The sequence below is a fragment of the Euzebyales bacterium genome, from assembly GCA_036374135.1.
Classification (GTDB): domain Bacteria; phylum Actinomycetota; class Nitriliruptoria; order Euzebyales; family JAHELV01; genus JAHELV01.
Genome location: DASUUK010000015.1, coordinates 37,204 through 59,260 on the forward strand (window position 1 = coordinate 37,204; position 22,057 = coordinate 59,260).

Consider the following 22,057-nt stretch of genomic DNA (forward strand, 5'->3'; position numbering starts at 1 on the left):
CCGTCCCTTGATCGTCGCACCCATGGCGACCGAGGCTACCGTGTTCATATGGCAGCCGATCCGACCATCCCGACGTGCCCGGTCCACCATGGTCAGACGGTCCGGCGACGCTGCGACCACTGCGGCCAGCCGGTGTGCGACGTCTGCCTGACCGGTCGCGTCGGCCTTGACGCGCGGTCGGACGGGGCTGCCGGGCGCGGGACGACCCTCCCGGCCGGCGATGCGGTCGACGCCGACGATCTGGATGACCCTTCGGTGCTCGACGGTCCTCACGGGTCGGGCGTGCGGCCCACTGGTGCGTGCCCGACCTGCGGTGCGACGCTGCGGGTCGAGCGGGCCGCGGTCGAGTCACGCGGCCTTCCGGCGTCCGCGCAACGCCCGCCTGCATCGCCTGACGTCGCGCGCGGAGGCACGCCCGTCACCTACGCACTGCTGGCGATCTACGTCGCGGTGTTCATCATCGAGCGACTGCTCGAGCGGACCATGCCCCTGACACTGCTCGGGGCGCAGATCAACGAACTGGTCATCGACGGCCAGTGGTGGCGAGTGCTGACCGCCACGATGCTGCACGCCGGCATCACCCACCTCGCGTTCAACGGCTATGCCCTGTACGTGCTCGGTCCGCAGCTCGAGCGCGGGGTGGGCAGTGCAGCATTCGCCGCGCTGTATGTCGCGTCGGGCATCGCCGGCGGCGTCGCGTTCCTCGTCGGCATGCCGTCCGGCGTCGCGGTCGGTGCCTCGGGCGCGATCTTCGGCCTGTTCGGTGCCTACCTGGCGGCGGCGTGGGTGAACCGCGACTCGACGGCCGGACGGGCCGGCCTGTCTCAGCTCGGGACGCTGCTGCTCATCAACCTGGCGCTGCCGCTGTTCGTCCCCGGCATCGCCTGGCAGGCCCATCTGGGGGGCCTGGTGACCGGGTTTGCGATCGGCATGTGGTGGGCGATGAGTCGCCGTCGGCACGGACGCGCGTTCCGGAGCTGGCACATGGTGGCTGTGCCGGTCGGGGTGTCGGTCGCGCTGCTGCTCGGCCTGCTCTGGTACACCTAGGCTCGCAGGAGCGTCCTGAGTCGTCCGGGCGTCGTTCGAGTTGGAGAAGCTGTACATGAGCGAGTCCGTCCGCGAGCGCACACAGATCGCCGCACCGCCGGCGGCCATCCTCGATGCGATCATCGAGGTCGACGCCTATCCGTCGTGGCAGCGCGACGTCAAGTCGGTCGACGTGCTCGACCGTGACGCCGAGGGGCGCCCGGCCCGCGCGCGCTTCGTCGTTGACGCCCGGCTGTTCACGGCGACCTACACGCTCGATTACACCTACGGCGAGGGCACCGTGGTCTGGCGGCTCGTCGACAGCGACCAGTTGCGCGAGCTCGATGGTGGCTACACCGTCTCCGACAGCGGCGACGGAACGAGCACAGTGACCTACCAGCTCGATGTCGACCCGGTGGTCAGCGTGCCACGCTTCATGCGTCGCGCCGCCGCCGAGAAGATCGTCCGCAGCGCGCTGGACAACCTGCGACAACACGTCGAGTCGGGTACGTGACAAGCGATCTTCGGGCCGCCCGCGTCATCGTCCACACCGGCAAGGGAGGCGTCGGCAAGACCTCGGTGGCGGCGGCGACCGCCGTCCGGCTCGCTTCGGGCGGGCAGCGGACCCTCGTCGCGTCGACCGATGTGGCGCATTCGCTGGCTGACGTGCTGGACCATCCGCTGGGCGATCGGCCGACGCCCGTGAGGCCCGACCTCGACGCCCAGCAGCTGTCACCCGACCAGCGGCTGCGGTCGGGATGGCGGGACATCGGTGAGTACCTCCGGGCGATGCTCACGTGGGGTGGCGCCGACCCCTTGGAATCGGCCGAGCTCGCGGTGCTGCCCGGCCTGGACGAGTTGTTCGCGCTGCTCGATCTGCACGACCACGCCCGCAGCGGCCGTTACGACGTGATCGTCGTGGACTGCGCTCCCACCGCGGAGACGCTACGGCTGTTGCGCCTGCCCGAGGTGCTGGGATGGTACGTGGAACGGCTCCTGCCCGTCCAGCGCCACCTCACCCGGGCCCTGCGCCCCGCGGTCGGCCGCATCACGACCATGCCGGTGCCCGACGACGGTGTCTTCGCGTCCGTACGGACGCTCTACGACCGGCTGCAGGCAGTGCGCGGGCTGCTGCTCGACGCGGCGCACACATCGGTGCGCATGGTGGTGACCGCAGACCGTGTGGTGCTCGCCGAGGCGCGTCGGATGTTGACATCGCTCTACCTGTTCGGTCACCACGTCGACGCCGTGGTCGTCAATCGGCTCGTTCCGGAGCGGGTGACCGACCCGTTCCTGCGCGGGTGGCGCGAGCGCCAGCAGGGGCTGTCCGCCGAGATCGTGGCGACGTTCGGTGCGATCCCACGTCTGCCGCTGGAGCTCCAGGATGGCGAGCCGGTCGGCCTCGAGCGCCTTGCGACCCTTGGTGACCGGCTGTTCGAGAGGCTTGATCCGGCCGCGGTGCTGCATGACGGCCCACGTCTCGAGATCGAGCGGAACGGCGATGGACACGTGCTGCGGCTGCCGCTGCCGGCGACCACGTCGTCGGACGCGGAGCTGCTCCAGCGTGGTGACGAGCTGTACATCACGGTCGGCGGCTACACCCGCAACGTCATGCTCCCGGCGGCACTGCGCACGGCCGGTGTCACCTCGGCGCGCGTGACCGACGGGTGGCTCGTGATCGTCCTCGACGCGGCGGATCAGCGTACGGGCGCGGTCGTCGACCGATCCGAACGGGTCGCGGAGCGCGCTGCCAGCGCGTGACGCGCAGCCCCAGCCGCCACGACGCCGTGCCACCTGTCTGATCTGCTGTGGCTCGCGGACGCCTATTCAGCACATGACATCGGCGACGCTGAATGTTGTCCACAGGTATGGGATGCACTTGTGTTCCACATGAATCGACGTCCAGCGCGGACTCGGCGACGCGGGCGGGACACCCCGGCACGCGCCAGCCCGCCGCGGACGCGCACACCCACCACCAGCGGGGCGCGTCCGCGCGTCCGGCACCGGCCACTAGACTGCGGCGGTATGGCTGACCGCAGGTCCGAAGAGCACGAGGGTCAGTGCCGATCGTGCCCTGCCTGCGCCGCGTTGCGTGTGGTGCGCGAGGTGCACCCGGACGTGGCCGTGCATCTAGCGGCTGCGGGCGACCATCTGCTGCGGGCGGCCCGCGCCTTCCTCGCCACGGCCGACACAGGTTCCTCCACGCAGGACGACGTGTGGGCGGAGGACCGTTGCGGTACGACATCTGACGTGCCCACGGCCGACGACAGCGCGCACCCGACCACCGCGGTCACATCGCTGCGCCGCATCGTCGTGGACTGACCGACGCACGTCCTCGACCCGTCCCGACGCATCCGACCGGAAGGAGCGGCCTTGGAGGTCACTGCCACAGCGATCCGAAAGCTGCTGAACCGCGAGCCGTCAGCCATGCCCGTCACCTCTGTGTACCTCAACACCGACGGAGCCCGGTACCCGCGTCCGGTGGACTACGAGGCGCGGCTCGACAAGCTGCTGCGCGATGTGCGACAGGTGGCGACGGACCTCGATCACCAGGCGAGCGAGTCCGTCAGGGCCGATGCCGAACAGATCCGGCGTTGGGTGCGGACGAGCTTCGACCGTCGTGGGGTCAAAGGTCTGGGTCTGTTCTCCAGTGGCGGGGACATCTTCGAGGTCCTCGAGGTCGCGATGGGCGTCCGCAACATCGCGCGCGTGGGCGACCGCCCCTACGTCGTGCCGTTGCAGGCGTTGCTCGGTCGTCACCACCACATTGCCCTGGCGATCATCGAGCGTGATAGGGCGCGCATCCTCCGGTACGAGCTCGGGCAGATCCTCGAACACGTCGACGTGACGTCCGACGTCCACGGGCAGCACGATCAGGGTGGCTGGTCCCAGGCGCGCTTCCAACGGGGCATCGAGCACGAGGTCCTGCTGCACATGAAGGACGTCAGCGACATCCTGTTGCGCCTCCACGAGGACCAGCCGCTGGACTGCCTGGTCGTGGCGGGTCCCACGGCTGAAGCGTCCGAGTTCGTCCGCATGCTGCATCCGTACTTGACCAAAGTGCTGCACGGCGACCCGGTCAGCCTGCCGCTCGCGGCCGATGCCGACGACCTGCGCGCCGTGCTGCACGACGCGGAACAGCAACTGGTCTCTGGACGACGGCGTGACCTGCTTGCGAGGCTCGAGGCCGGCAAGGGTCAGGCGGAGCGAGACGCACGCGGCATCCGCCATGTGATCGAAGCGGTCAACGCCAAGCGCGTCGACGTGCTGTTCGTGGTCGAAGGCGCGGGCGAGCCCGGTTGGAAGAGTGCATCCGGGGCGCTCGCGTTGCACGAGCACGAGGCCGCGGCGTATGGCACGCCCGTCGAGCCGGTCGACGACCTGATCGACGAGATCATCGAACAGGCCGTGCTCAGCGGCGCCGACATCGAGCTGTTCCGCGACGGCACGCGCCTGGACGGCCACCCCGTCGCGGCGCTGCTCCGCTTCTGACCGCCGTGGAACGGGACGGCCGGGCGATCGGCGTCGACGTGGGTGGCACGAACATCCGTGCCGGACTGGTCGACCGTGTGGGACGGATCGTCGAGCAGCAGCGCGCGGCGACGCCGGACGACAAGCGTAGGCGGCTCGATGGCATCATCGAGCTCGTGTCGTCGGTGTCGGAGCGCACCGGCGTCAGTGGGCTCCCCGTCGGCGTGGGTGCCGCAGGACTGGTCGACCTGGACGGCGTCGTGCGGTACGCGCCCAACCTGGACTGGCGGGACACGCCGTTGCGTGCCGAGCTCGCCGACGCGCTCGGCGTGGACGTGAACGTCGAGAACGACGCGGCGGCCGCCGCGTGGGGCGAGTACCGGGTCGGCGCCGCACAGCACGCGGAGGGCGGTGCCCTGATGCTGACGGTCGGCACCGGTGTCGGTGGCGGCCTGGTGTTCGACGACCGGCTGATGAGAGGCGCAACGGGTGTGGGTGGCGAGTTCGGCCACATCATCGTCAACGAGGGTGGGCCGCGCTGCCCCTGCGGCAACTACGGGTGCCTGGAGGCGATGGCGAGTGGCACGGCGATCGGTCGCATGGGCCGCGAGGCGGTCAGCCGCGGGACCGATCTGGGCTCCGCGCTGCACCGGGTCGACGATGTCACCGGCACCGCGGTCACCGAGGCCGCGAAGGGCGGCGACGAGCTGGCTGTCAAGATCCTCAGTGAGGCGAGCGGCTGGCTGGGCGTGGGCATTGCATCACTGGTCAACGGCCTCGATCCCGAGGTCGTGGTCATCGGCGGTGGCGTGCTGTCGGCGGGCGACCTGCTGATCGAGCCGGCCGTCGAGGCGTATCATGCCCGCGTCATCGCCCGGGAACATCGTGCGGTCCCTCCCGTACTGCGGGCGCAGCTCGGTGACGACGCCGGTCTGATAGGTGCGGCACTGCTCGCCGCCGAATCCGCGAGCTGAACGTCGGCGCGAGGGCGCCCGGACGCCGGGGACGGACCACATGGCCAAGACCCTCGACTCGAACCGCGCGCCGCCGCTGTACCGGTTGGTGGCAGGGATGCTGCGACCGATCGTGCTCCACGGGCTGCGTCCGCGCGTCGAGGGCCGGCACAACGTGCCCGCTGACGGCCCGGCCATCCTGTGCGGCAACCACCTGTCGATGCTGGACCCGGTGATCGTGCCGCTGTTGCTGTCGCGCCCCGTGGTCTTCCTTGCCAAGGGCGAGTACTTCCGCTTCGCCCTGACACGGTGGTTCTTCGACGGGCTGGGCGTCGTTCCGGTGGCGCGCGAAGGCGGTTCAGCGGCGCGCGCGAGCCTGGAGCGCGGGACCGATGTCCTGCGCGCGGGCGGGCTGCTGAGCCTGTATCCGGAGGGCACGAGGTCGCCTGACGGGCGGTTGTACCGTGGCAAGACAGGGCCGGTGCGGCTCGCGCTGCGCGCCCCCGCGCCGATCGTTCCCGTGGGGATCATCGGGACCCGTGAGATGATCCCGCCCCACGCCTACGTCCCGCACCTCGGCGTGCCCGTGACGGTCCGGTTCGGCGAGCCGCTGCACTTCGACGGGCCACTGAACGACCCGGGGCACCTGCGCCTCGAAACCGATCGGCTCATGCGTGCCATCCAGCAGCTGAGCGGGCAGGCCTACGTCGACGCCTACGCGCGCCCAACGCAACGGGCGCGCGTGTCCGACGATGCGCTCGATGCGTTCGGAGAGCCGCAGCGCCCCGACGGGACCGCGGACTCCGGCGAGGGCGACCGACGGTGACCGCCGCGACCCGGCAACAGCCGTCACATCAGTTTGCGTGGCGCTCGTTACGTAGGTACAAGTCGTGACTGCATGCCCGTCGTCGAATGGGAGGTGGGTGTGACGCAACCCCAACGTGATCCGTCGCGCACGGAGGTCAACGACCTGCGCAACATCGTGGACCGTCTGGATCTGCTGATGGATGCAACGGGCCAGACGACGGACGGTCCCGCGCAGCCCGGGCCGACCGCGGAGGTCATCGCCCAGCTCACCGAGCGCATCGACGAGCTGACCAGCCAGGTCGACGACCTGCGAACGCTCGTCAACCACCTGATGACCATCGCGACGTGGCAGGCGCGGGTGACCGCGACACTCGTCGACGAGCAGACACGGGACGAGATCGATCGGCAACCCGACACCGATGGCGGTGGACGCGATGCCGGTGACGAGGCCGCCGGCGATGGCGCCGGACCTGAGGACGGGGACGTGGATGGCGCCGCCGATCGTGCGTCACCGCCACCGTCACCGCCAGCCCCGACGGCGGCGCCGGACACCGACGAGACGCACGTGAGGATCCCGCGCCCGCCGCGTCCGGCGACCCGGCGGGCGGCGACGGCGCTCGACGACGACATCGATGACATCCACGGCGGACATCGGGCTGCTCGATCGCGTGACGCTCCGCCACCCGACTTCGGCATCTGACGGCGGCTGTGCGACCGGCGGTCCGACGCAGCAGTGGGCAGGAGGTGATGTGGCGCCGCAACGACCGTCGCGGGGAGCGCGGGCCGGCGGATCCGACCGACGAGCGGCACTGACGCGCGACGTCGCTCACCTCAACCACCTCATCGACGTCCTGCACGACCGCGGGGCACCGGACGGCGTGGATGACCGGGATCCGGAACTGCTCACGGGTACGAGGTCGCCCACGGTTGCCGAGCAGCGCCTACGTGCTGCGAGCACACTGCTGTCGACGCTCGACACCTACCTGAGGGGTCGCCAGCGAGCGCAGGTGAGCGACGGCCGGGACCGGCGGGATGATGGCGCAGCCATGCGGCCGCCCCGGGTAGTGGCGACGCGGTCCGAGCCGGGCAGCGAGCTCGCGGCGGCGGCCGCCACCTACATCGCGCGCGATCTCGCGGCGCGACAGCTGACCGAGTTCACATCTGCCGAGGCGTACCGGCTCGCGCGGGCGCTGGCCAGGATCGGTGGGGTGTCGGACGCCGTCGAACGGTGGCTCGCCGAGGCGAACACGATCCGCCTGCACCCGGCGCCGCTGCGCGACGCCGTCTCGCACAGCGCGGTCTGATCTTGACGCGTCACCGGGGCGGGAGGTGGCGTCATCCAGGCCGGCGTGGGACCGGCGCGGCGTGGTACGCGCGCACAGGACCGGCTGCGCACAGAACCGGCTGCAGCCGTGCCGCCCCGAGCCTTGCCTCGGACGGCGGCTGCATCACCACTCGACTCAGCCGGTGGCGCCGTCGCGCTCGGGGTCGATGATCTCCGCGAGATGGCCGAGACGCCCCGAGATGTACTCCATGGCGAAGCTCGCCACGCCGTTGCCGCTGCCGTTGCGCTCCTGTTCGACCTCCGCCTGATAGGAGCGGAGTGCCGTCACGATCAGTGCGCGGTCGCTGAAGTCGAGCTCGTTGACGTTGCTGGGGCGCCAGGTCACCATGCCGAGATCCACCTTGCAGAAATGAGAGAGAGGTCACCCGTCGAAGGGTGCGGCCGTCCAGATGCGGCCGAGCCTGATCTTACGGGGTGGGGACGGTCCGTAACAAACCGGCTACTCGTATGGCCGCGCGCCGTGCCTCGTCGATCAGTCCCACGGCAGTCGGGTGAGCGGCGGCTGTGCATCGCTGTGCAGCCCTGTCGGGCATCCGGCGGCACAGGCGAGTGCGCCGCCATCGCGCGTCAGAGATCGGCGGGGTCCTCGCCGAACCGGTCGTTGACCAGGTCGCGGATCGTCGCCAGCGCCTCCTCGGCGTCCGGCCCGCCGGCGCGGACGATGATCGACGTGCCGGCCGGCGCTCCGAGGCTGACGATGCGCAACGTGCTCGACGCATTGGCCTTCTCGCCCGTCTCCGCGTGCTCGATGCGCACCTCGGCATCGAACTGGCGCACCGCGCGCGCGATCTTGCCCGCCGGGCGGGCATGCAGACCGCCCACGTTGGTGAGCCGCAGCTCGATGCCCTCGTTCAGGTCGTCGTCCTCGCCGCCGCCCGGCTCCTCACGGGACGCCGCTCCCGCCGCGGCAGCGGCCACCGCCCCCAGGTTGCCGCCGCCGCCGGACGCGGCCGCCGCGGCGATGGCGCCCTCGACCAGTGGTGCATCGACGACGAGGCAACGGGACCGCACGTCGTCGTCGAGGAACTCGACCGCCGAGTCGGCCGTCATCTCGGCGCTGCCGAGGTCGTAGAGGATGACGACGCCGTGCTCACCGTCAGCCGTCTCGATGGCGGCCGTCACGAGGTCGAGGCTCGTGCCCAGCTCGCCGTCGTCGGTCCCGCCCGCGATCGCGAGCGGGACGTCGGGCTCCATCTGCCCGACCAGGTCGCGCAGGCCCTCGACGAGCTTGGCAGAGTGGCTGACGAGCACCAGTCCGATCACGATGCCGGATCCTTCGACTCGGCGGCCCGTGACCGGGCCGGTGCTGCCAACAACAGTGGACGGACGAGCGACACGACCGGATTGCCGCTGGCGGCAGCCCGCGGCAATGGACGTCCGTCAGGCGGAGACGTCGACCCAACCGCGGGTGCGGTCGATCGCTTCCTTCCAGCGCGCGTAGCCCTCCTCACGCCGGTCGTCGCTCCACTCCGGCTCCCAGCGCTTGTCCTCCTGCCAGTTGTCACGCATCTCGTCGGTGCTGCTCCAGAACCCGGTCGCGAGGCCCGCGGCGTACGCCGCACCGAGCGCCGTGGTCTCCGCAACGACCGGCTTGGACACCGGCACGCCGAGCACGTCGGCCTGCAGCTGCATGAGGGTGCCGTTGGCGGTCATGCCACCGTCGACCTTGAGCACCTCGAGGTCCACGCCCGAGTCGGCGTTCATGGCGTCGACCACGTCGCGCGACTGGTAGCACACAGCCTCGAGGGTCGCCCGCGCCAGGTGCTCCTTGGTGTTGAAGCGCGAGAGGCCGACGATGATGCCGCGCGCCGAGCTGTCCCAGTACGGAGCGAACAGGCCGCTGAAGGCCGGGACGAAGACGATGCCGCCGGTGTCGTCGACGGCGTTGGCCAGCGTCTCGGACTCGGAGGCGTCGCCGATGATGCCGAGCTGGTCCCGCAGCCACTGCACCGCCGACCCCGTCACCGCGATCGAGCCCTCCAGGCAGTAGATCGCGTCCTCGTCGCCGAACTTGTAGCCCAGCGTGGTCAGCAGGCCATTCTCGCTGCGCACCAGGTCCGTCCCGGTGTTGAGCAGCAGGAAGTTGCCGGTGCCGTAGGTGTTCTTGCCGTCTCCCACGTCGTAGCAGACCTGGCCGACCGTGGCGGCCTGCTGGTCGCCGAGGTCACCGCACAGCGGGATCTCCCGACCGAACGGACCGTCGGCCCGGGTCACGCCGTAGTAGTTGGGGTCACTCGACGGCCGGATCTCCGGAAGCATCGAGCGCGGCACGCCGAAGATCTCGAGCAGTTCGTCGTCCCAGTCGAGCGTCTCGAGGTTCATCAGCATCGTCCGGCTGGCGTTCGTGACGTCGGTCACGTGGACGCCACCGTCGGTGCCGCCTGTCAGGTTCCACAGCACCCAGGTGTCGGTGTTGCCGAAGATCGCCTCGCCGTTCTGCGCCGCCTCGCGCAGCCCGTCGACGTTCTCGAACATCCACTGGATCTTGCCCGCCGAGAAGTACGTGGCGATCGGCAGGCCCGCCTTGCGCTGGACGATCTCCTGATGGCCCTCGTCCTGGTGGCGGCTGACGAGGCGGTCGTTGCGCGTGTCCTGCCACACGATCGCGTTGTAGTACGGCTCACCCGTCTTCGGGTTCCACACCACGGTCGTTTCGCGCTGGTTGGTCACGCCGACGGCGGCGAGGTGGTCGGCGGACGCCCCGCCGTGCAGCGCCGACCCGACCGCATCGGTCACCGACGCCCAGATCGCGGCCGGATCGTGCTCGACCTGGCCGGCCCCCGGAAGGATCTGCTCGAACTCGTGCTGTCCGCGTCCGACTTCGCCACCGCCGTGGTCGAACATCATGAAGCGGCTTGACGTCGTCCCCTGGTCGATCGCTCCTACGTACTCGGCCATGTGGTCTCCCTCGCCTTTCCAGGTCGGTGTGTTCCGACCCATCCGCTGTCGTCAGGCGTCGTCGTCGACACCCGGTCCCTCCTCCGGTTCCTTGTCAGAGGCGTCCTCCGCCGCCCTCGCCACGAGATCGTCGTCGCCGGTCATGGTCGCGATCAGGATGGCCGTGGACGTCGCCCCCGGATCCTGGTGCCCGATGCTGCGCTCGCCCAGATAGCTGGCGCGACCACGCTGGGCCTGCACGGGCACCGTGGCGCGTTTGCCCTCGTCGGCCGCGTCAGCCGCCGAACGCAGGGCGTCCGACAGGTCTGCCCCGCTGTCCACGGCCGCGCGCAGCGCGTCGAGCGCGGGACCGAGCGCGTCGAGCATCGTCTTCTGCCCGCGCTGCGACTTGCCGCGCTGGGCGACGCCCTCGAACGCGGCGTCGAAGGCCGACACGAGGTCGGCTGCTTCGAGCTCGTCCTTGCCCTCGACCGCCTTCGACGCGCGCAGGAAGCCGGTGCCGTAGAGCGGACCGGCCGCGCCCCCGACCTTGCTGACCAGCGCCATGGCGGTCGCCTTGAGCACCGCAGCCGGATCGTCGCCGGACAGCCGTTGCAGCGCCGCCTGCATGCCGCGGTTCATGTTCTCACCGTGGTCGGCATCGCCGATCGCACTGTCGAGCCGCGTCAGCAGCCGCCGGTGCTCGGTGACCGCGTCCGCGAACCGCTGGATGAAGGCCGTGATGTCCTCGGTGCTGACGCTCATATACGTGTGCCTACCGCTTCGCAACTTGAGGCACGTGTTGCGTGTGCCTACCGCTTCGCTACTTGAGGCACGTGTTCGGTGTGCCTAGGCGTCTTCCGTCGACCTACATTCCCTTCCGCATGGCCGCCGTATGCACCGGGGCGTCCCACAGCTCGATCATCTCGTCGTCGAGCCGGAGCAGCGTGACCGACGTGCCGGCCATCTCCAGGGAGGTGATCCAGTCGCCGACCAGGTGCCGCTCGACCGTGATGCCACGGTCCGCCAGCAGCTTCGCGGCGGCCCGGTACACGATGTACAGCTCGATCTGCGGGGTGCCGCCCATGCCGTTGACGAACAACAGCACCCGGTCGCCCTCGGAGAACGGCAGGTCCTCGAGGATCGGCGTCATCAGCCGTCCGGTGATCTCGTCCGCCGACTCCAGCGGCATGCGGTGGCGGCCCGGCTCGCCGTGGATGCCGATGCCGATCTCCATCTCGTCGTCACCGAGCTCGAACGTCGGCTCACCGGCGTGCGGCACGGTGCACGACGTCAGGGCCATGCCCATCGAGCGCACGTTCGCGTTGACGCGCTCGCACAGTGCGGCGACGGCGTCGAGGTCGTCGCCGCGCTCAGCGGCGGCGCCGCAGATCTTCTCCGCCAGCACGGTGCCGCCGACGCCGCGGCGGCCGGCGGTGTACAGCGAGTCCTCGACAGCGACGTCGTCGTTGACGACGACGGCGCGGACGTTGGCGTCCTCGGCGAGCTCGGCCGCCATCTCGAAGTTGGCCACGTCGCCCGTGTAGTTCTTGACGATGTGGAGCACACCGGCGCCACCGTCGACCGCTTCGGTGGCGGCTTGCACCTGGTCGGGCGTCGGCGAGGTGAACACCGCGCCCGGACACGCGGCGTCGAGCATTCCGTGGCCGACGAAGCCGCCGTGCATCGGTTCGTGACCGCTGCCGCCACCGGAGACGATGGCGACCTTGCCGTCGACCGGCGCGTCCGCGCGGACGATGTAGTCGGGGTCGTGCTGGACGGTCAGCAGGTCACCGTGTGCGAGCGCCATGCCCTCCAGCGCCTCGGTGACCACGTGCTCCGGATCGTTGATCAGCTTCTTCACCGCTAGCTCCTGACTGTTGGCGGTGCGTGCGCCGCGTCACCCAACCGCACACTGTGAGTTGCACGCTGTCCCTAGGTCCAGGGCATGATCCACCAGATCACGGCACCGAGCACACCACCGATGATGGGGCCGACGACGGGCACCCAGCTGTACTCCCAGTCCGAGCCCTCCTTCCCAGGGATCGGCAACAGGGCGTGGACGATCCGCGGACCGAGGTCACGGGCAGGGTTGATGGCATACCCCGTCGGGCCACCGAGCGACAGGCCGATCGAGAACACCAGCAGGCCGATGAAGAACGGCGCGAGCCCGTTGCCGTACAACGCCATGAGCGACTCGTTGGCGTTCTCGCCGACCGCGCCTCCGGCGGTGAACGCGATGCCCAGCACGCCCAGCAGCAGCATCGCCGTTCCGACGATCTCGGTCACGGTGTTCTTCGTGAAGTCACGCACCTCGGGCCCCGTCGAGTAGACCGCCAGCTTCAGGCCGGGGTCCTCGGTGATGCCCCAGTGCGGGAGGTACGCAAGGTAGACCAGCGCCGCGCCCGTCATCGCGCCGAGCATCTGCGCGATGATGTAGCCGGGTACCTGCGACCACGCGAACTCGCCGATGGACGCCAGCCCGATGGTCACCGCCGGGTTGATGTGCGCACCCGATATGGAGCCAACCGTGAACACGGCCATCGCGACGGCCATGCCCCATCCGAAGGTGATGACGATCCAGCCGCTCGCTTCGCCTTTGGAGTTCTTCAGCAGGACGTTGGCGACGACGCCGTCGCCGAGCAGGATCAGGATCGCGGTTCCGAGGAACTCAGCGACATAGGCCTCCATCTGGGACGCTCCAATCGTGTCAGGCACCCTCACACAGGCATGCTGCCCGGTGCCGGAGCACCGAGAGCATGCGATGCGGGATCCGCCGGTACGGGATCCGCTGGGAACCTATGAAGGCTGTACTGACCCGTCAAGGGCCATTCGGCACCTTGATGTCATCGTGTGCACGGGCCGGCACGGCGGCCCGGGTGGCATCAGAGCCGGTCGCGGCCCGGCTCGAACTGCTTGCCCGACCCTTTCCTGCCCTTCGCGTCGGGGTCCGACTCGGGGTCCTTGACGTTCTGCGCGAACCCCTTGCCCGAGCCCTCGGCCCGTTCAGCATCGGGGTCCGACTCGGGGTCGTCGACCGTCTGGTCGAACTTGCGCCCGCTGCCCTTGACCGCCGCCGCGGACTCCTCGGATTCTGGGAACTTCTGGTCGGGCGAGAACTCCTTGCCCGACTCGGACTCCTGGTGGCCACTCATGCCGTGCCTCCTGCCCTTCTGGGTGTGATGTCCATGGGTACCCGACCAGGTGCGCTGTCATGCGGTCCGGGGTGGGCGCCGCGTAGCATCGGCGATCGTGATCGACCTGCGCAGCGACACCGTGACCCGACCGACCGCCGCCATGCGACGGGCGATGGCGGACGCCGAGGTCGGCGACGACGTCTACGGCGAGGACCCGACCGTCAACCGCCTGCAGGAGACGGCCGCCGCCCTGTTCGCCAAGGAGGCGGCGCTGCTGTGCCCCTCGGGCGTCATGTGCAACCAGGCGTGGCTGCGCGTGCTCGCACGGCCAGGGACCGAGGTGGTCGTCGAGGCCGACGCGCACGTCGTGAACTACGAGGCCGGTGCGGGCGCACTGCTGGCCGGCGTGCAGTTCCGGACCGTGCCGGGTCGTCGTGGCCTGCTGGATCCGGCCGACGTGGCCGACGCGATCCGGCCGGACGTGTTCCCGTTGACACCTACCTCACTGGTGTGGATCGAGCACACCCACAACCGGGGCGGTGGAACCTGGTACCCGGACGCGACGCTCACAGCGCTGCGGGACGTCACAGCCGCGGCCGGCGTGCCGCTGTACATGGACGGCGCGCGGGTGTTCAACGCGGCCGTGGCTGCAGGCGTGACGGTCGCCGATGTCGCATCCCACGTCGACGCGCTCAGCTTCTGCCTGTCGAAGGGGCTGTCGGCACCGGTCGGCAGCATGATGGTCGGCACCGCCGATGCGATCGAAGAGGCCACGACGTGGCGGCGTCGCTACGGCGGCGCGATGCGTCAGGCGGGTGTGCTCGCCGCGGCAGGGCTCGTGGCCCTCGAGCAGATGGTCGACCGGCTGGCCGACGACCACGACCGCGCGCGCCGGATCGCGAACGCCGCGGCTGAGGTCGCGCCAGCCCACGTCGACGTCGCGCAGGTGCAGACCAACATCGTGTACCTGGAGGACGTGCCGGCCGCGGCCATCGTCGCCGCGCTCCGCGAGGAGGGGGTGCTGGCCGGCGCGATGGACGCCGCGACCGTCAGGCTGGTCACCCACTCGGACGTGTCGGCGGCTGACTGCGACAGCGCCGCCGACGCGCTGCGTCGGGTGCTGTCGACCGCTCAGCTCACCGCGGGGTGAGCAGTACGACTCGCAGGTGTAGCGCAGGACGGGCACGGGCCCCGCGTCGTGCCCGAGTTCCCGCACGCGCGCGGCGACGTCGGCCCGCGCCGCATCGGGCAGCGCCGCGATGTAGCTGGTCGACAGCACGCGGTCGACCAGTCCGTCCGGATCGGTCGGCACGTCGTGAGGGACGGTGTGCGTCGCGGCCACCTGCACCAGTGGGCTCGCCTGGACGACCGCGCGCCAGCGCCCGCTGCCGTGCGACGGCGTATCGCCACGATGTGCAGCGACGATCTGCTCGATGGCCGACTGCAGCGGATCATCGGTCGCTCTGATGTTCCACACCAGGGCGACCGCTCCATCCGGCCTGAGCACGCGGACCATCTCGTGCAGCACGTCATCGGTCGCGAACCAGTGGAACGCCTGGGCGACGGTGATCGCGTCGACGGCGTCGTCGACGAACGGCAGCGCCTGCGCGGTCGCGGCGACGGGCAGCGCGTCGCCCACCGAGGCCACGAGCTCGCCCAACATGGCCTCGATCGGTTCAACCGCGACGACGGTCGCGCCGGTGGATGGCAGCGCCCGCGTCAGCTTGCCGGTGCCGGCGGCGAGGTCGAGCACGGTCGTGCCGGACCGGAGGCCGAGCTGTCTGGTCAACCACTCCACGGCGGGGGCCGCGTAGCCTGGGCGGCCGCGTTCGTAGGCAGCGGTCGTACGGGCGAATCCGATCGCCGCCTCCCGATGGACCGTCATGAGCTCCCCACTGCGATCCAGGGTGCCATCCGGACCACCGTCGGGTACGGGCCCAGCTGCGGCATCAACGAGAGGACGCCGTCGCGTCGATCCAAGGCGTTGACCGAATGGTTCCACGCCATGTACGTCGATGCGTACGACTGGGTCATGGTGCCCAACGTCATCGGGCATGAGCCAGTGGACGGACGGAGGCGTGATGGCGACCAAGCCCTATGCCGCCTCGGCGAACTACGTCAACCGCATGACGACGTACTGCGGACAATGTCCATATGACCAAGGGGCGCGGACCGGCGACGACGCGTGTCCGTTCAACGCCCTCTCGTTCAACGCCCTCTACTGGGACTTCGTGGAGCGACATCGCGCGCGCCTGAGCGGCAATCGGCGGTTGCGGCCGCTACTTCAACGCTGGACCGCTTCGGTGCCGACGAGCGTCGGGCGATCACGGAGCGGCCCGGCGGTTCCGCACCGATGTGCATGAAGGTCCGTGACTCCACAGTAGGACAGCCGGGTATCGTCGGATGCGGTGGAGCGACGTTGGTGTGAGCCGTCTGTGACATTGACCGGTCATCCAGACAGATCTGGTTACACACAGTGAGTTTGCATTGCGCGGTCGGGATGTGCAGGTTGGACTCGAGGCGGGCACAATCGGGCAGGTTGCCAAACGATGTTCACGTCGCGTGACTTTCTGATCTGAATGTGGAACAGTGTTGGTCCGATGGATACGTTGCGTGAGGGCATGCTCGGTGTGAGGATGATGTTCACAGAGCGTAGTGGCGGAGCGGAACGGCGGCGCGGCCGTGCGTAGCGCGTACGGGCTGACGGGCCGGCGACAGGGCGGCGCATGAGTTGTCAGATCTGCGGCGCGGCGGCCGGTGCTGGACAGTTCTGTGTCGACTGCGGTCAGCCGCTCCCTGCGTTGCTGGCGTCCACCGCCACGGCGGTGTCGACGAAGGAGCGGGAGCGTCCGAGCCGCAACCCGTGGCTGGAGTTCCAGGAGATCCGGCTGCTGGCATGCCCCAGATGCGGAGCACCGAACTCGGCTGCGAGATGGCAGTGCGCGCGGTGCCAGCACACCTTCGTCCACGACGCGTCGGCCGATGAGCTGTCCGCGGAGATCACCCCGGCGCCGGATGAGGCGGCACCTGCACCGACGGAGTCGGCGCCCTGGGTGGCGTTGATCTCGGTGGTCGTCGGCATGGCCGCCGTCGCCGTCGCCGTCGCCATGATGGCCTCGCGGGGTGTCGGACCCTTCGCGTCGAGCGAGGACGCGGCTCCCGTGGCGTTGGTCAAGCCCGCTGAGGTCGAGGTGCGTACGTCGGGGTCGGGCCCGGGCGGTGTGGGGATCCACGTGGCCGACGGCAAGCTCGAGACCGCGTGGCGGACCAGCGGCGCCGGCCCCGACGAGTGGATCGAACTGCGCCTGGGCTCCGAGACGAGGATCGACCATCTGCTCGTCTGGAACGGCGATCAGCGGGACCCTGAGACGTTCGACAGCTTCAACCGCGTCCGCAGCGTGCTCATCACGTTCCCGGACGGCGGCAAGAGCTACACCGCCGAGTTCCCCGACCGGTCCGGCAACTTCCGCGTCGACATGCCTGATCCACCCGTGGCCAGACGCATCGACATCAAGGTCACCGGCGTGCACGGGAGCAACGACCACGCGGCCCTGACCGAGGTCGAGGCGCTGATCGCCGGTGAGGCCCCGGACGGCTGATCCGGCGCAACCGCGCTCCTGGCCCGGCAGGTGGCGCGAGCATAGTGTTGACGCCATGTATGACGACTTTCCCGGTGCGCTCGCGGCGCTGGGCTTCGGACTCGCCGGCCGGGACCGCCGCGGCATCGCGCAGTACGCGCGCCGCCCCAACCGCTACCTGACGCAGTGGGTCCACGACGACGGCGCGCAGGCGCTGTTCACGTGGGAGTTCGAGCTGGGGGAGTACTTCTCGGCCGTCGGATGGCAGATCGGTGCCGCCGAGACCAGCATGCAGATCCTGTACCCGCAGCACGACGTGCGCGTCGCGCGGGACGGCGCCGCGGTCGCGAGCGAGCTCGAACGTCTTGAGCTGCGGCTGGCGCGTCTGGACCTGCTCGATCCGGTCGTCTGACCGGTGAGCACCCCCGACACGGTCGCTCCGGCAGCACGTCAGCGCGTCTGGCGGGCCGTCTGCCTCGCGGTCGTCGTCACGATCGGGGTCATGGCCTCGGCCTGCACCGAGGCCGGAGCAGCGCTCTCGGTCGTCATCGGGGCGGGTGGCACGGCGGAGCAGCAGGTGCTCGCCGCGCTCGCACACGAGACCGTCCGGCGCGCCGGCGTGCCGGTCGAGCTGCGCGACGCGGGCGGTGGCACGACCGGGATGCGGCGGGCGGCGCTGGCAGGCCAGATCGATCTGTACTGGGACTACACCGGAGCGGCATGGACGCTGGGCATGCGCGAGGGCGCCCCTCCGGCCGACCCGCTCGAATCGTGGGAGCGCGTCGCGCAGGCCGATGAGGACCGGGGGCTGCGCTGGTTGGAGCCGTCGGCGGCGAACGCCACGCTCGCCCTGGTCGTGCGTCGGGCGGACCTGCCGGCCGCAGGCCAGCCGCGGGGACTCGGCTGGCTCGCCGGCGAGCTGTCGAGCGGACAGCGGCGCCTGTGCGCCGACCCCGATTTCATCGCGCGTGGCGACGGACTGGCGTCCCTCGCCGCGGAGTACGGCATCGACACCGCCGGCATGCCGCGTCGCGCGGCGGGCGAGGCGGACGCCATCGCGGCGGTCGCTGCGGGCGACTGCTTCGCCGGTCTGGCGACGGCGACTTCCGGTGCCGCTCGGGCCGCCGACCTGGTCCCTGTCGCCGACGAGCTCGGTGTGTTCCCGGCGTTCGTGATCGCCCCCGTCGTCCGCGAGGGATCGCCGGCCGACCGGCGCCTGGTCACCGCGGCACTCGAGCGGGTCTCGGCCGCGCTGGACACGCCCACGATGGCCCGGCTGAACGCACAGGTGGCGTCCGGCGACGATCCGTCGACCGTTGCGCGCGGGTTCCTCGACGCGCTGGCCGAAGCCGAGCCGACGCCCCGGGGTTGACACCGATCGATCGCCTCGACAGGAGTGGACGTGCAGGTAGAACCGACCGTCGCGGCTGAGGACGTGAGCCCGGTGACCCGGCCGGCACCGACCGACCACGCGGTCGTGGACGTCATCGCCGGGCGCTGGAGCCCGCGCGCGTTCGATCCCGACCGGCCCGTGCCGCGCTCCACGCTCGTCACACTGCTGGAGGCCGCGCGTTGGGCGCCGTCGTCGGGCAACGCCCAGCCCTGGCGGTACCTGGTGTTCGACGACGCCGTTCCGGACGCGCGCGAACGGGCGCGGGACTGCCTGACGCCGGGCAACGCCTGGGCGCGGCGCGCGCCGACGCTGCTCGTCACGCTGGCCGCGCGCAACTGGCCGGGCAGCGACGAGGCGAACCGCCACGCCATCCACGACGTCGGTGCGGCCTCCTACGCGCTCGCTCTCCAGGCCGTGGCGGAGGGTCTGGCCGTCCACCAGATGGCCGGGTTCGACGCCGCCCTCGCGCGTGAGCGCTTCGCCATCCCCGACGACATGGAGCTGATGACGTTCATCGCCGTCGGGCATCCCGGGTCCACCGCGTCGCTCGACGACAAGCGCCGTCGGCGCGAGCGCGCACCGCGCGTGCGCCGGCCGGTGCGCGGCACGGCGTTCGTCGGTGGCTGGGGCGGTCCCGGGCTCACCGCCGTTCCGCGCGATCAATCGCCGGATTGATGCGTGCGCAGGGGTGCTGCGCGGTACAGATCATTAGACATGGTGCAGTCGGCGAGGCGATAGGTTGTGCGATGAAGGATCCCGATGCGATTCTCGACGGCATCCCGACGCAGCTCCCGGACGAGGATCCCGCGGAGACGCGTGAGTGGGTCGCGTCGATCAACGCGGTCATCGAGCGCGAGGGAACGGATCGGGCGCGGTTCCTGCTGACACGGGCGCTGCAGGCGGCGAAGGCGCAGGGCGTCAACGTCCCGGCGCTCACGTCGACCGACTACATCAACACGATCCCGCCGGAGCTCGACCCCGAGTTCCCCGGCAACGAGGAGATCGAGCGCCGGATCCGTGCGTTCATCCGCTGGAACGCGGCGGTGATGGTCACGCGCGCGCAGCGCCCCGGCGTCGGCGTCGGCGGCCACATCGCGACGTACGCGTCGGCCGCGTCGCTGTACGAGGTGGGCCACAACTGGTTCTTCCGGGGCAAGGAACATGACGACCGCGGCGACCAGATCTTCTACCAGGGCCACGCCTCGCCGGGCATGTACGCGCGCGCGTATCTCGAGGGCCGGATCAGCGAGGACCGGCTCGACCTGTTCCGCCAGGAGCAGACCGAGGGCGCACTGGCGAGCTATCCCCACCCGCGTCTCATGCCGGAGTTCTGGGAGTTCCCGACCGTCTCGATGGGGCTCGGTCCGATCGCGTCGATCTACCAGGCCCGGTTCAACCGGTACCTGCACAACCGTGGGTTCAAGGACACGAACCGTCAGCGCGTGTGGTGCTTCGTCGGTGACGGCGAGATGGACGAGCCGGAGTCCCAGGGGGCACTGAGCGTGGCGTCGCGGGAGCAGCTCGACAACCTCACCTGGGTCGTCAACTGCAACCTGCAGCGCCTGGACGGGCCGGTGCGCGGCAACGGCAAGATCATCCAGGAGCTCGAGAGCATCTTCCGTGGCGCCGGCTGGAACGTCATCAAGGTCGTGTGGGGTCGCAAGTGGGACCGCCTGCTGGCCAGCGACCGCACCGGCGCGCTGGTCGAGAAGATGAACGAGACCCCCGACGGCCAGTTCCAGACGTACGCCGCGTCCGGCGGTGAGTACATCAAGAAGAACTTCTTCGACTCCGAGGAGCTGCAGCGCATATTGGCGGAGTCCGACCTCACCGAGGACGATCTGCCTGTCCTCGACCGCGGCGGACACGACTACCAGAAGGTGTACTCGGCGTTCAAGATGGCCACCGAGCACAAGGGGCAGCCGACCGTCATCCTCGCGCACACGATCAAGGGGTGGACGCTCGGCCCGGACTTCGAGGCGCGCAACGCGACGCACCAGATGAAGAAGCTGACCAAGGAGGCGCTCACCAAGTTCCGCGACCGCCTGGGCTTGGACATCTCCGACGAGGAGCTGGCGAGCGACCTGCCGCCGTACGTCCATCCGGGTGAGGACTCCGACGAGATGCGCTACATGCGCGAGCGCCGCGAGGAGCTCGGTGGACCGATCCCCGCCCGCGTCGACGACACCCGGTCGATCGAGCTGCCCGACCACGACGCCTACGGGGCGATCAAGGGCGGATCGGGCGACTCCGAGGTCGCGACGACCATGGCGTTCGTGCGGCTGGTCAAGGACCTGCTGAAGCACAAGGAGCTCGGGCCGCGCATCGTGCCGATCATCCCCGACGAAGCGCGCACGTTCGGCATGGATTCGCTGTTCCCGAAGCAGAAGATCTACTCGCCGCACGGTCAGCGCTACGACTCGGTGGACCGCGAGATGCTGTTGTCCTACAAGGAGGCGACTGACGGTCAGATCCTCCACGAGGGTCTCACGGAGGACGGCTCGATGGGGTCGTTCATCGCCGCAGGCACGTCGTACGCCACCCACGGCGAGCCCATGCTGCCGATGTACATCTTCTACTCGATGTTCGGCTTCCAGCGCACCGGTGACCTGATATGGCAGGCCGCCGACCAGCGGGCCCGGGGCTTCCTCCTGGGCGCCACCGCCGGTCGCACGACGCTGAACGGTGAGGGCCTCCAGCACGAGGACGGCCACTCGATCCTGCTCGCGGCCACCAACCCTGCGGTCGTCACGTACGACCCGGCGTTTCCCTTCGAGATCGCGGCGATCGTCGAGGACGGCGTCAACCGCATGATGAGCGACGATCCCGACGACGTCATGTACTACATCACGATGTACAACGAGCCGGTCCCGCAGCCGGGGATGCCCGATGACGTGGACGAGGCGGATGTCGTGCGCGGCATCTACCGCTTCCGGGCGGCCGACGGCGAGCGCAGCCACCGCGCGAACATCCTGACCAGTGGCAGCACGGCACCGGGCGCGATGCGGGCGCAGGAGATGCTGGCCGAGGACTGGGACGTCGCGGCCGACCTGTGGAGCGTGCCGGGGTGGGTGCAGCTGCACCGTGACGGGCTCGCGGTCGACGAGCACAACCGGCTGCACCCAGACGACGAGCCGCGCACGGCGGTCGTGACCGACGTGCTCGGCGAGGCGGGTGGCCCGTTCGTCGCCGTGACCGACTATCAGAAGGCGGTGCCCTTGCTGATAGCCCCCTGGGTGCCCGGGCGGCTCGGTGTGCTCGGGACCGACGGCTTCGGTCGCTCGGACACCCGGCCCGCGCTGCGTCGCCACTTCCAGATCGACGCCGAGAGCATCGTGGTCGCCGTCCTGTCCGAGCTCGCCGCCGGCGGCGACATCAAGCCCGAGGTCGTCGGCGAGGCGATCGAGGCCTATGACCTGGCGGGCGCCGAGTCGCCCTACCCAGAGATCGCGTGGGGGAGCTGACGCCGC

General features: G+C 70.1%; 22 protein-coding genes. 15 read left to right on the plus strand and 7 right to left on the minus strand.

What is annotated here, in order from left to right; all coding sequences use genetic code 11:
* The first annotated feature begins 48 nt into the window (after positions 1-48).
* The 9 genes from VFZ70_01975 to VFZ70_02015 all read left to right on the plus strand — a co-directional run bounded on the left by VFZ70_01975 (position 49) and on the right by VFZ70_02015 (position 7,561).
* Complete coding sequence (locus VFZ70_01975) at positions 49-1,047, plus strand: rhomboid family intramembrane serine protease (GenBank protein HEX6254555.1); 999 nt, start codon at positions 49-51, stop codon at positions 1,045-1,047.
* A gap of 55 nt (positions 1,048-1,102) precedes the next feature.
* Positions 1,103-1,540 carry an SRPBCC family protein gene (locus VFZ70_01980; protein HEX6254556.1) on the plus strand — a complete coding sequence of 146 codons (438 nt, stop codon included), beginning with the start codon at positions 1,103-1,105 and terminating at the stop codon, positions 1,538-1,540.
* Positions 1,537-2,787 carry an ArsA family ATPase gene (locus tag VFZ70_01985; GenBank protein ID HEX6254557.1) on the plus strand — a complete coding sequence of 417 codons (1,251 nt, stop codon included), beginning with the start codon at positions 1,537-1,539 and terminating at the stop codon, positions 2,785-2,787. The genes VFZ70_01980 and VFZ70_01985 overlap by 4 nt, the downstream gene beginning before the upstream one ends.
* Positions 2,788-3,144: 357 nt before the next feature.
* Positions 3,145-3,348 (plus strand): hypothetical protein, encoded by a 204-nt coding sequence (locus tag VFZ70_01990; GenBank protein HEX6254558.1) that lies wholly within the window; start codon positions 3,145-3,147, stop codon positions 3,346-3,348.
* Between the two features lie 51 nt (positions 3,349-3,399).
* Positions 3,400-4,518, plus strand: a complete 1,119-nt coding sequence (locus VFZ70_01995) for a Vms1/Ankzf1 family peptidyl-tRNA hydrolase (GenBank protein HEX6254559.1) — start codon at positions 3,400-3,402, stop codon at positions 4,516-4,518.
* 5 nt (positions 4,519-4,523) lie between these two features.
* Positions 4,524-5,471: an ROK family protein gene (locus VFZ70_02000; protein ID HEX6254560.1), complete on the plus strand. Its 948-nt coding sequence runs from the start codon at positions 4,524-4,526 to the stop codon at positions 5,469-5,471.
* 40 nt (positions 5,472-5,511) lie between these two features.
* Positions 5,512-6,276: a lysophospholipid acyltransferase family protein gene (locus tag VFZ70_02005; protein HEX6254561.1), complete on the plus strand. Its 765-nt coding sequence runs from the start codon at positions 5,512-5,514 to the stop codon at positions 6,274-6,276.
* Positions 6,277-6,348: 72 nt separating this feature from the next.
* The gene (locus VFZ70_02010) at positions 6,349-6,957 is read left to right on the plus strand and encodes a hypothetical protein (protein HEX6254562.1); all 609 of its coding nucleotides are present in this window, start codon (positions 6,349-6,351) and stop codon (positions 6,955-6,957) included.
* Between the two features lie 49 nt (positions 6,958-7,006).
* On the plus strand, positions 7,007-7,561 hold the full coding sequence (locus VFZ70_02015; protein HEX6254563.1) for a hypothetical protein: 555 nt from the start codon (positions 7,007-7,009) through the stop codon (positions 7,559-7,561).
* Between the two features lie 156 nt (positions 7,562-7,717).
* Here the strand turns inward: VFZ70_02015 and VFZ70_02020 are convergent, their stop codons facing one another.
* The 7 genes from VFZ70_02020 to VFZ70_02050 form a co-directional block, all read right to left on the minus strand.
* Positions 7,718-7,930: a hypothetical protein gene (locus tag VFZ70_02020; protein ID HEX6254564.1), complete on the minus strand. Its 213-nt coding sequence runs from the start codon at positions 7,928-7,930 to the stop codon at positions 7,718-7,720.
* 239 nt (positions 7,931-8,169) lie between these two features.
* Positions 8,170-8,865: a dihydroxyacetone kinase phosphoryl donor subunit DhaM gene (gene dhaM / locus VFZ70_02025; protein ID HEX6254565.1), complete on the minus strand. Its 696-nt coding sequence runs from the start codon at positions 8,863-8,865 to the stop codon at positions 8,170-8,172.
* Between the two features lie 117 nt (positions 8,866-8,982).
* Complete coding sequence (gene glpK / locus VFZ70_02030) at positions 8,983-10,500, minus strand: glycerol kinase GlpK (protein ID HEX6254566.1); 1,518 nt, start codon at positions 10,498-10,500, stop codon at positions 8,983-8,985.
* Positions 10,501-10,551: 51 nt separating this feature from the next.
* Positions 10,552-11,244, minus strand: coding sequence for a dihydroxyacetone kinase subunit DhaL (gene dhaL, locus VFZ70_02035; GenBank protein ID HEX6254567.1), 693 nt, complete (start codon positions 11,242-11,244; stop codon positions 10,552-10,554).
* Between the two features lie 103 nt (positions 11,245-11,347).
* On the minus strand, positions 11,348-12,343 hold the full coding sequence (dhaK, locus tag VFZ70_02040; GenBank protein HEX6254568.1) for a dihydroxyacetone kinase subunit DhaK: 996 nt from the start codon (positions 12,341-12,343) through the stop codon (positions 11,348-11,350).
* A 71-nt stretch (positions 12,344-12,414) separates the two neighbouring features.
* Positions 12,415-13,170, minus strand: a complete 756-nt coding sequence (locus VFZ70_02045; GenBank protein ID HEX6254569.1) for an MIP/aquaporin family protein — start codon at positions 13,168-13,170, stop codon at positions 12,415-12,417.
* Positions 13,171-13,364: 194 nt separating this feature from the next.
* Positions 13,365-13,634 (minus strand): hypothetical protein, encoded by a 270-nt coding sequence (locus VFZ70_02050; protein ID HEX6254570.1) that lies wholly within the window; start codon positions 13,632-13,634, stop codon positions 13,365-13,367.
* Between the two features lie 97 nt (positions 13,635-13,731).
* Here VFZ70_02050 and VFZ70_02055 point away from each other — a divergent pair, with 97 nt between their 5' ends.
* The 6 genes from VFZ70_02055 (at position 13,732) to aceE (ending at position 22,051) form a co-directional block, all read left to right on the plus strand.
* Positions 13,732-14,766 (plus strand): GntG family PLP-dependent aldolase, encoded by a 1,035-nt coding sequence (locus VFZ70_02055; GenBank protein ID HEX6254571.1) that lies wholly within the window; start codon positions 13,732-13,734, stop codon positions 14,764-14,766.
* 1,576 nt (positions 14,767-16,342) lie between these two features.
* Entirely contained in the window at positions 16,343-17,215 is an 873-nt protein-coding gene (locus VFZ70_02060) for a discoidin domain-containing protein (protein HEX6254572.1), read from the plus strand.
* Positions 17,216-17,270: 55 nt separating this feature from the next.
* On the plus strand, positions 17,271-17,606 hold the full coding sequence (locus VFZ70_02065; protein HEX6254573.1) for a hypothetical protein: 336 nt from the start codon (positions 17,271-17,273) through the stop codon (positions 17,604-17,606).
* Between the two features lie 3 nt (positions 17,607-17,609).
* Positions 17,610-18,566, plus strand: a complete 957-nt coding sequence (locus VFZ70_02070; protein ID HEX6254574.1) for a glycine betaine ABC transporter substrate-binding protein — start codon at positions 17,610-17,612, stop codon at positions 18,564-18,566.
* A gap of 30 nt (positions 18,567-18,596) precedes the next feature.
* Positions 18,597-19,262 carry a nitroreductase family protein gene (locus VFZ70_02075; protein ID HEX6254575.1) on the plus strand — a complete coding sequence of 222 codons (666 nt, stop codon included), beginning with the start codon at positions 18,597-18,599 and terminating at the stop codon, positions 19,260-19,262.
* A gap of 101 nt (positions 19,263-19,363) precedes the next feature.
* Positions 19,364-22,051, plus strand: coding sequence for a pyruvate dehydrogenase (acetyl-transferring), homodimeric type (gene aceE, locus VFZ70_02080; GenBank protein ID HEX6254576.1), 2,688 nt, complete (start codon positions 19,364-19,366; stop codon positions 22,049-22,051).
* The last annotated feature ends 6 nt before the right edge of the window (positions 22,052-22,057 follow it).

Excerpts from the sequence above, each read along its gene's own strand:
- VFZ70_01975 (HEX6254555.1), top strand. The coding sequence starts at position 49 with ATGGCAGCCGATCCGACCATCCCGACGTGCCCGGTCCACCATGGTCAG.
- VFZ70_01980 (HEX6254556.1), top strand. The coding sequence starts at position 1,103 with ATGAGCGAGTCCGTCCGCGAGCGCACACAGATCGCCGCACCGCCGGCG.
- VFZ70_02005 (HEX6254561.1), top strand. The coding sequence starts at position 5,512 with ATGGCCAAGACCCTCGACTCGAACCGCGCGCCGCCGCTGTACCGGTTG.
- VFZ70_02010 (HEX6254562.1), top strand. The coding sequence starts at position 6,349 with ATGCCCGTCGTCGAATGGGAGGTGGGTGTGACGCAACCCCAACGTGAT.
- VFZ70_02020 (HEX6254564.1), bottom strand. The coding sequence starts at position 7,930 with ATGGTGACCTGGCGCCCCAGCAACGTCAACGAGCTCGACTTCAGCGAC.
- glpK (HEX6254566.1), bottom strand. The coding sequence starts at position 10,500 with ATGGCCGAGTACGTAGGAGCGATCGACCAGGGGACGACGTCAAGCCGC.
- dhaL (HEX6254567.1), bottom strand. The coding sequence starts at position 11,244 with ATGAGCGTCAGCACCGAGGACATCACGGCCTTCATCCAGCGGTTCGCG.
- VFZ70_02045 (HEX6254569.1), bottom strand. The coding sequence starts at position 13,170 with ATGGAGGCCTATGTCGCTGAGTTCCTCGGAACCGCGATCCTGATCCTG.
- VFZ70_02050 (HEX6254570.1), bottom strand. The coding sequence starts at position 13,634 with ATGAGTGGCCACCAGGAGTCCGAGTCGGGCAAGGAGTTCTCGCCCGAC.
- VFZ70_02060 (HEX6254572.1), top strand. The coding sequence starts at position 16,343 with ATGAGTTGTCAGATCTGCGGCGCGGCGGCCGGTGCTGGACAGTTCTGT.
- VFZ70_02065 (HEX6254573.1), top strand. The coding sequence starts at position 17,271 with ATGTATGACGACTTTCCCGGTGCGCTCGCGGCGCTGGGCTTCGGACTC.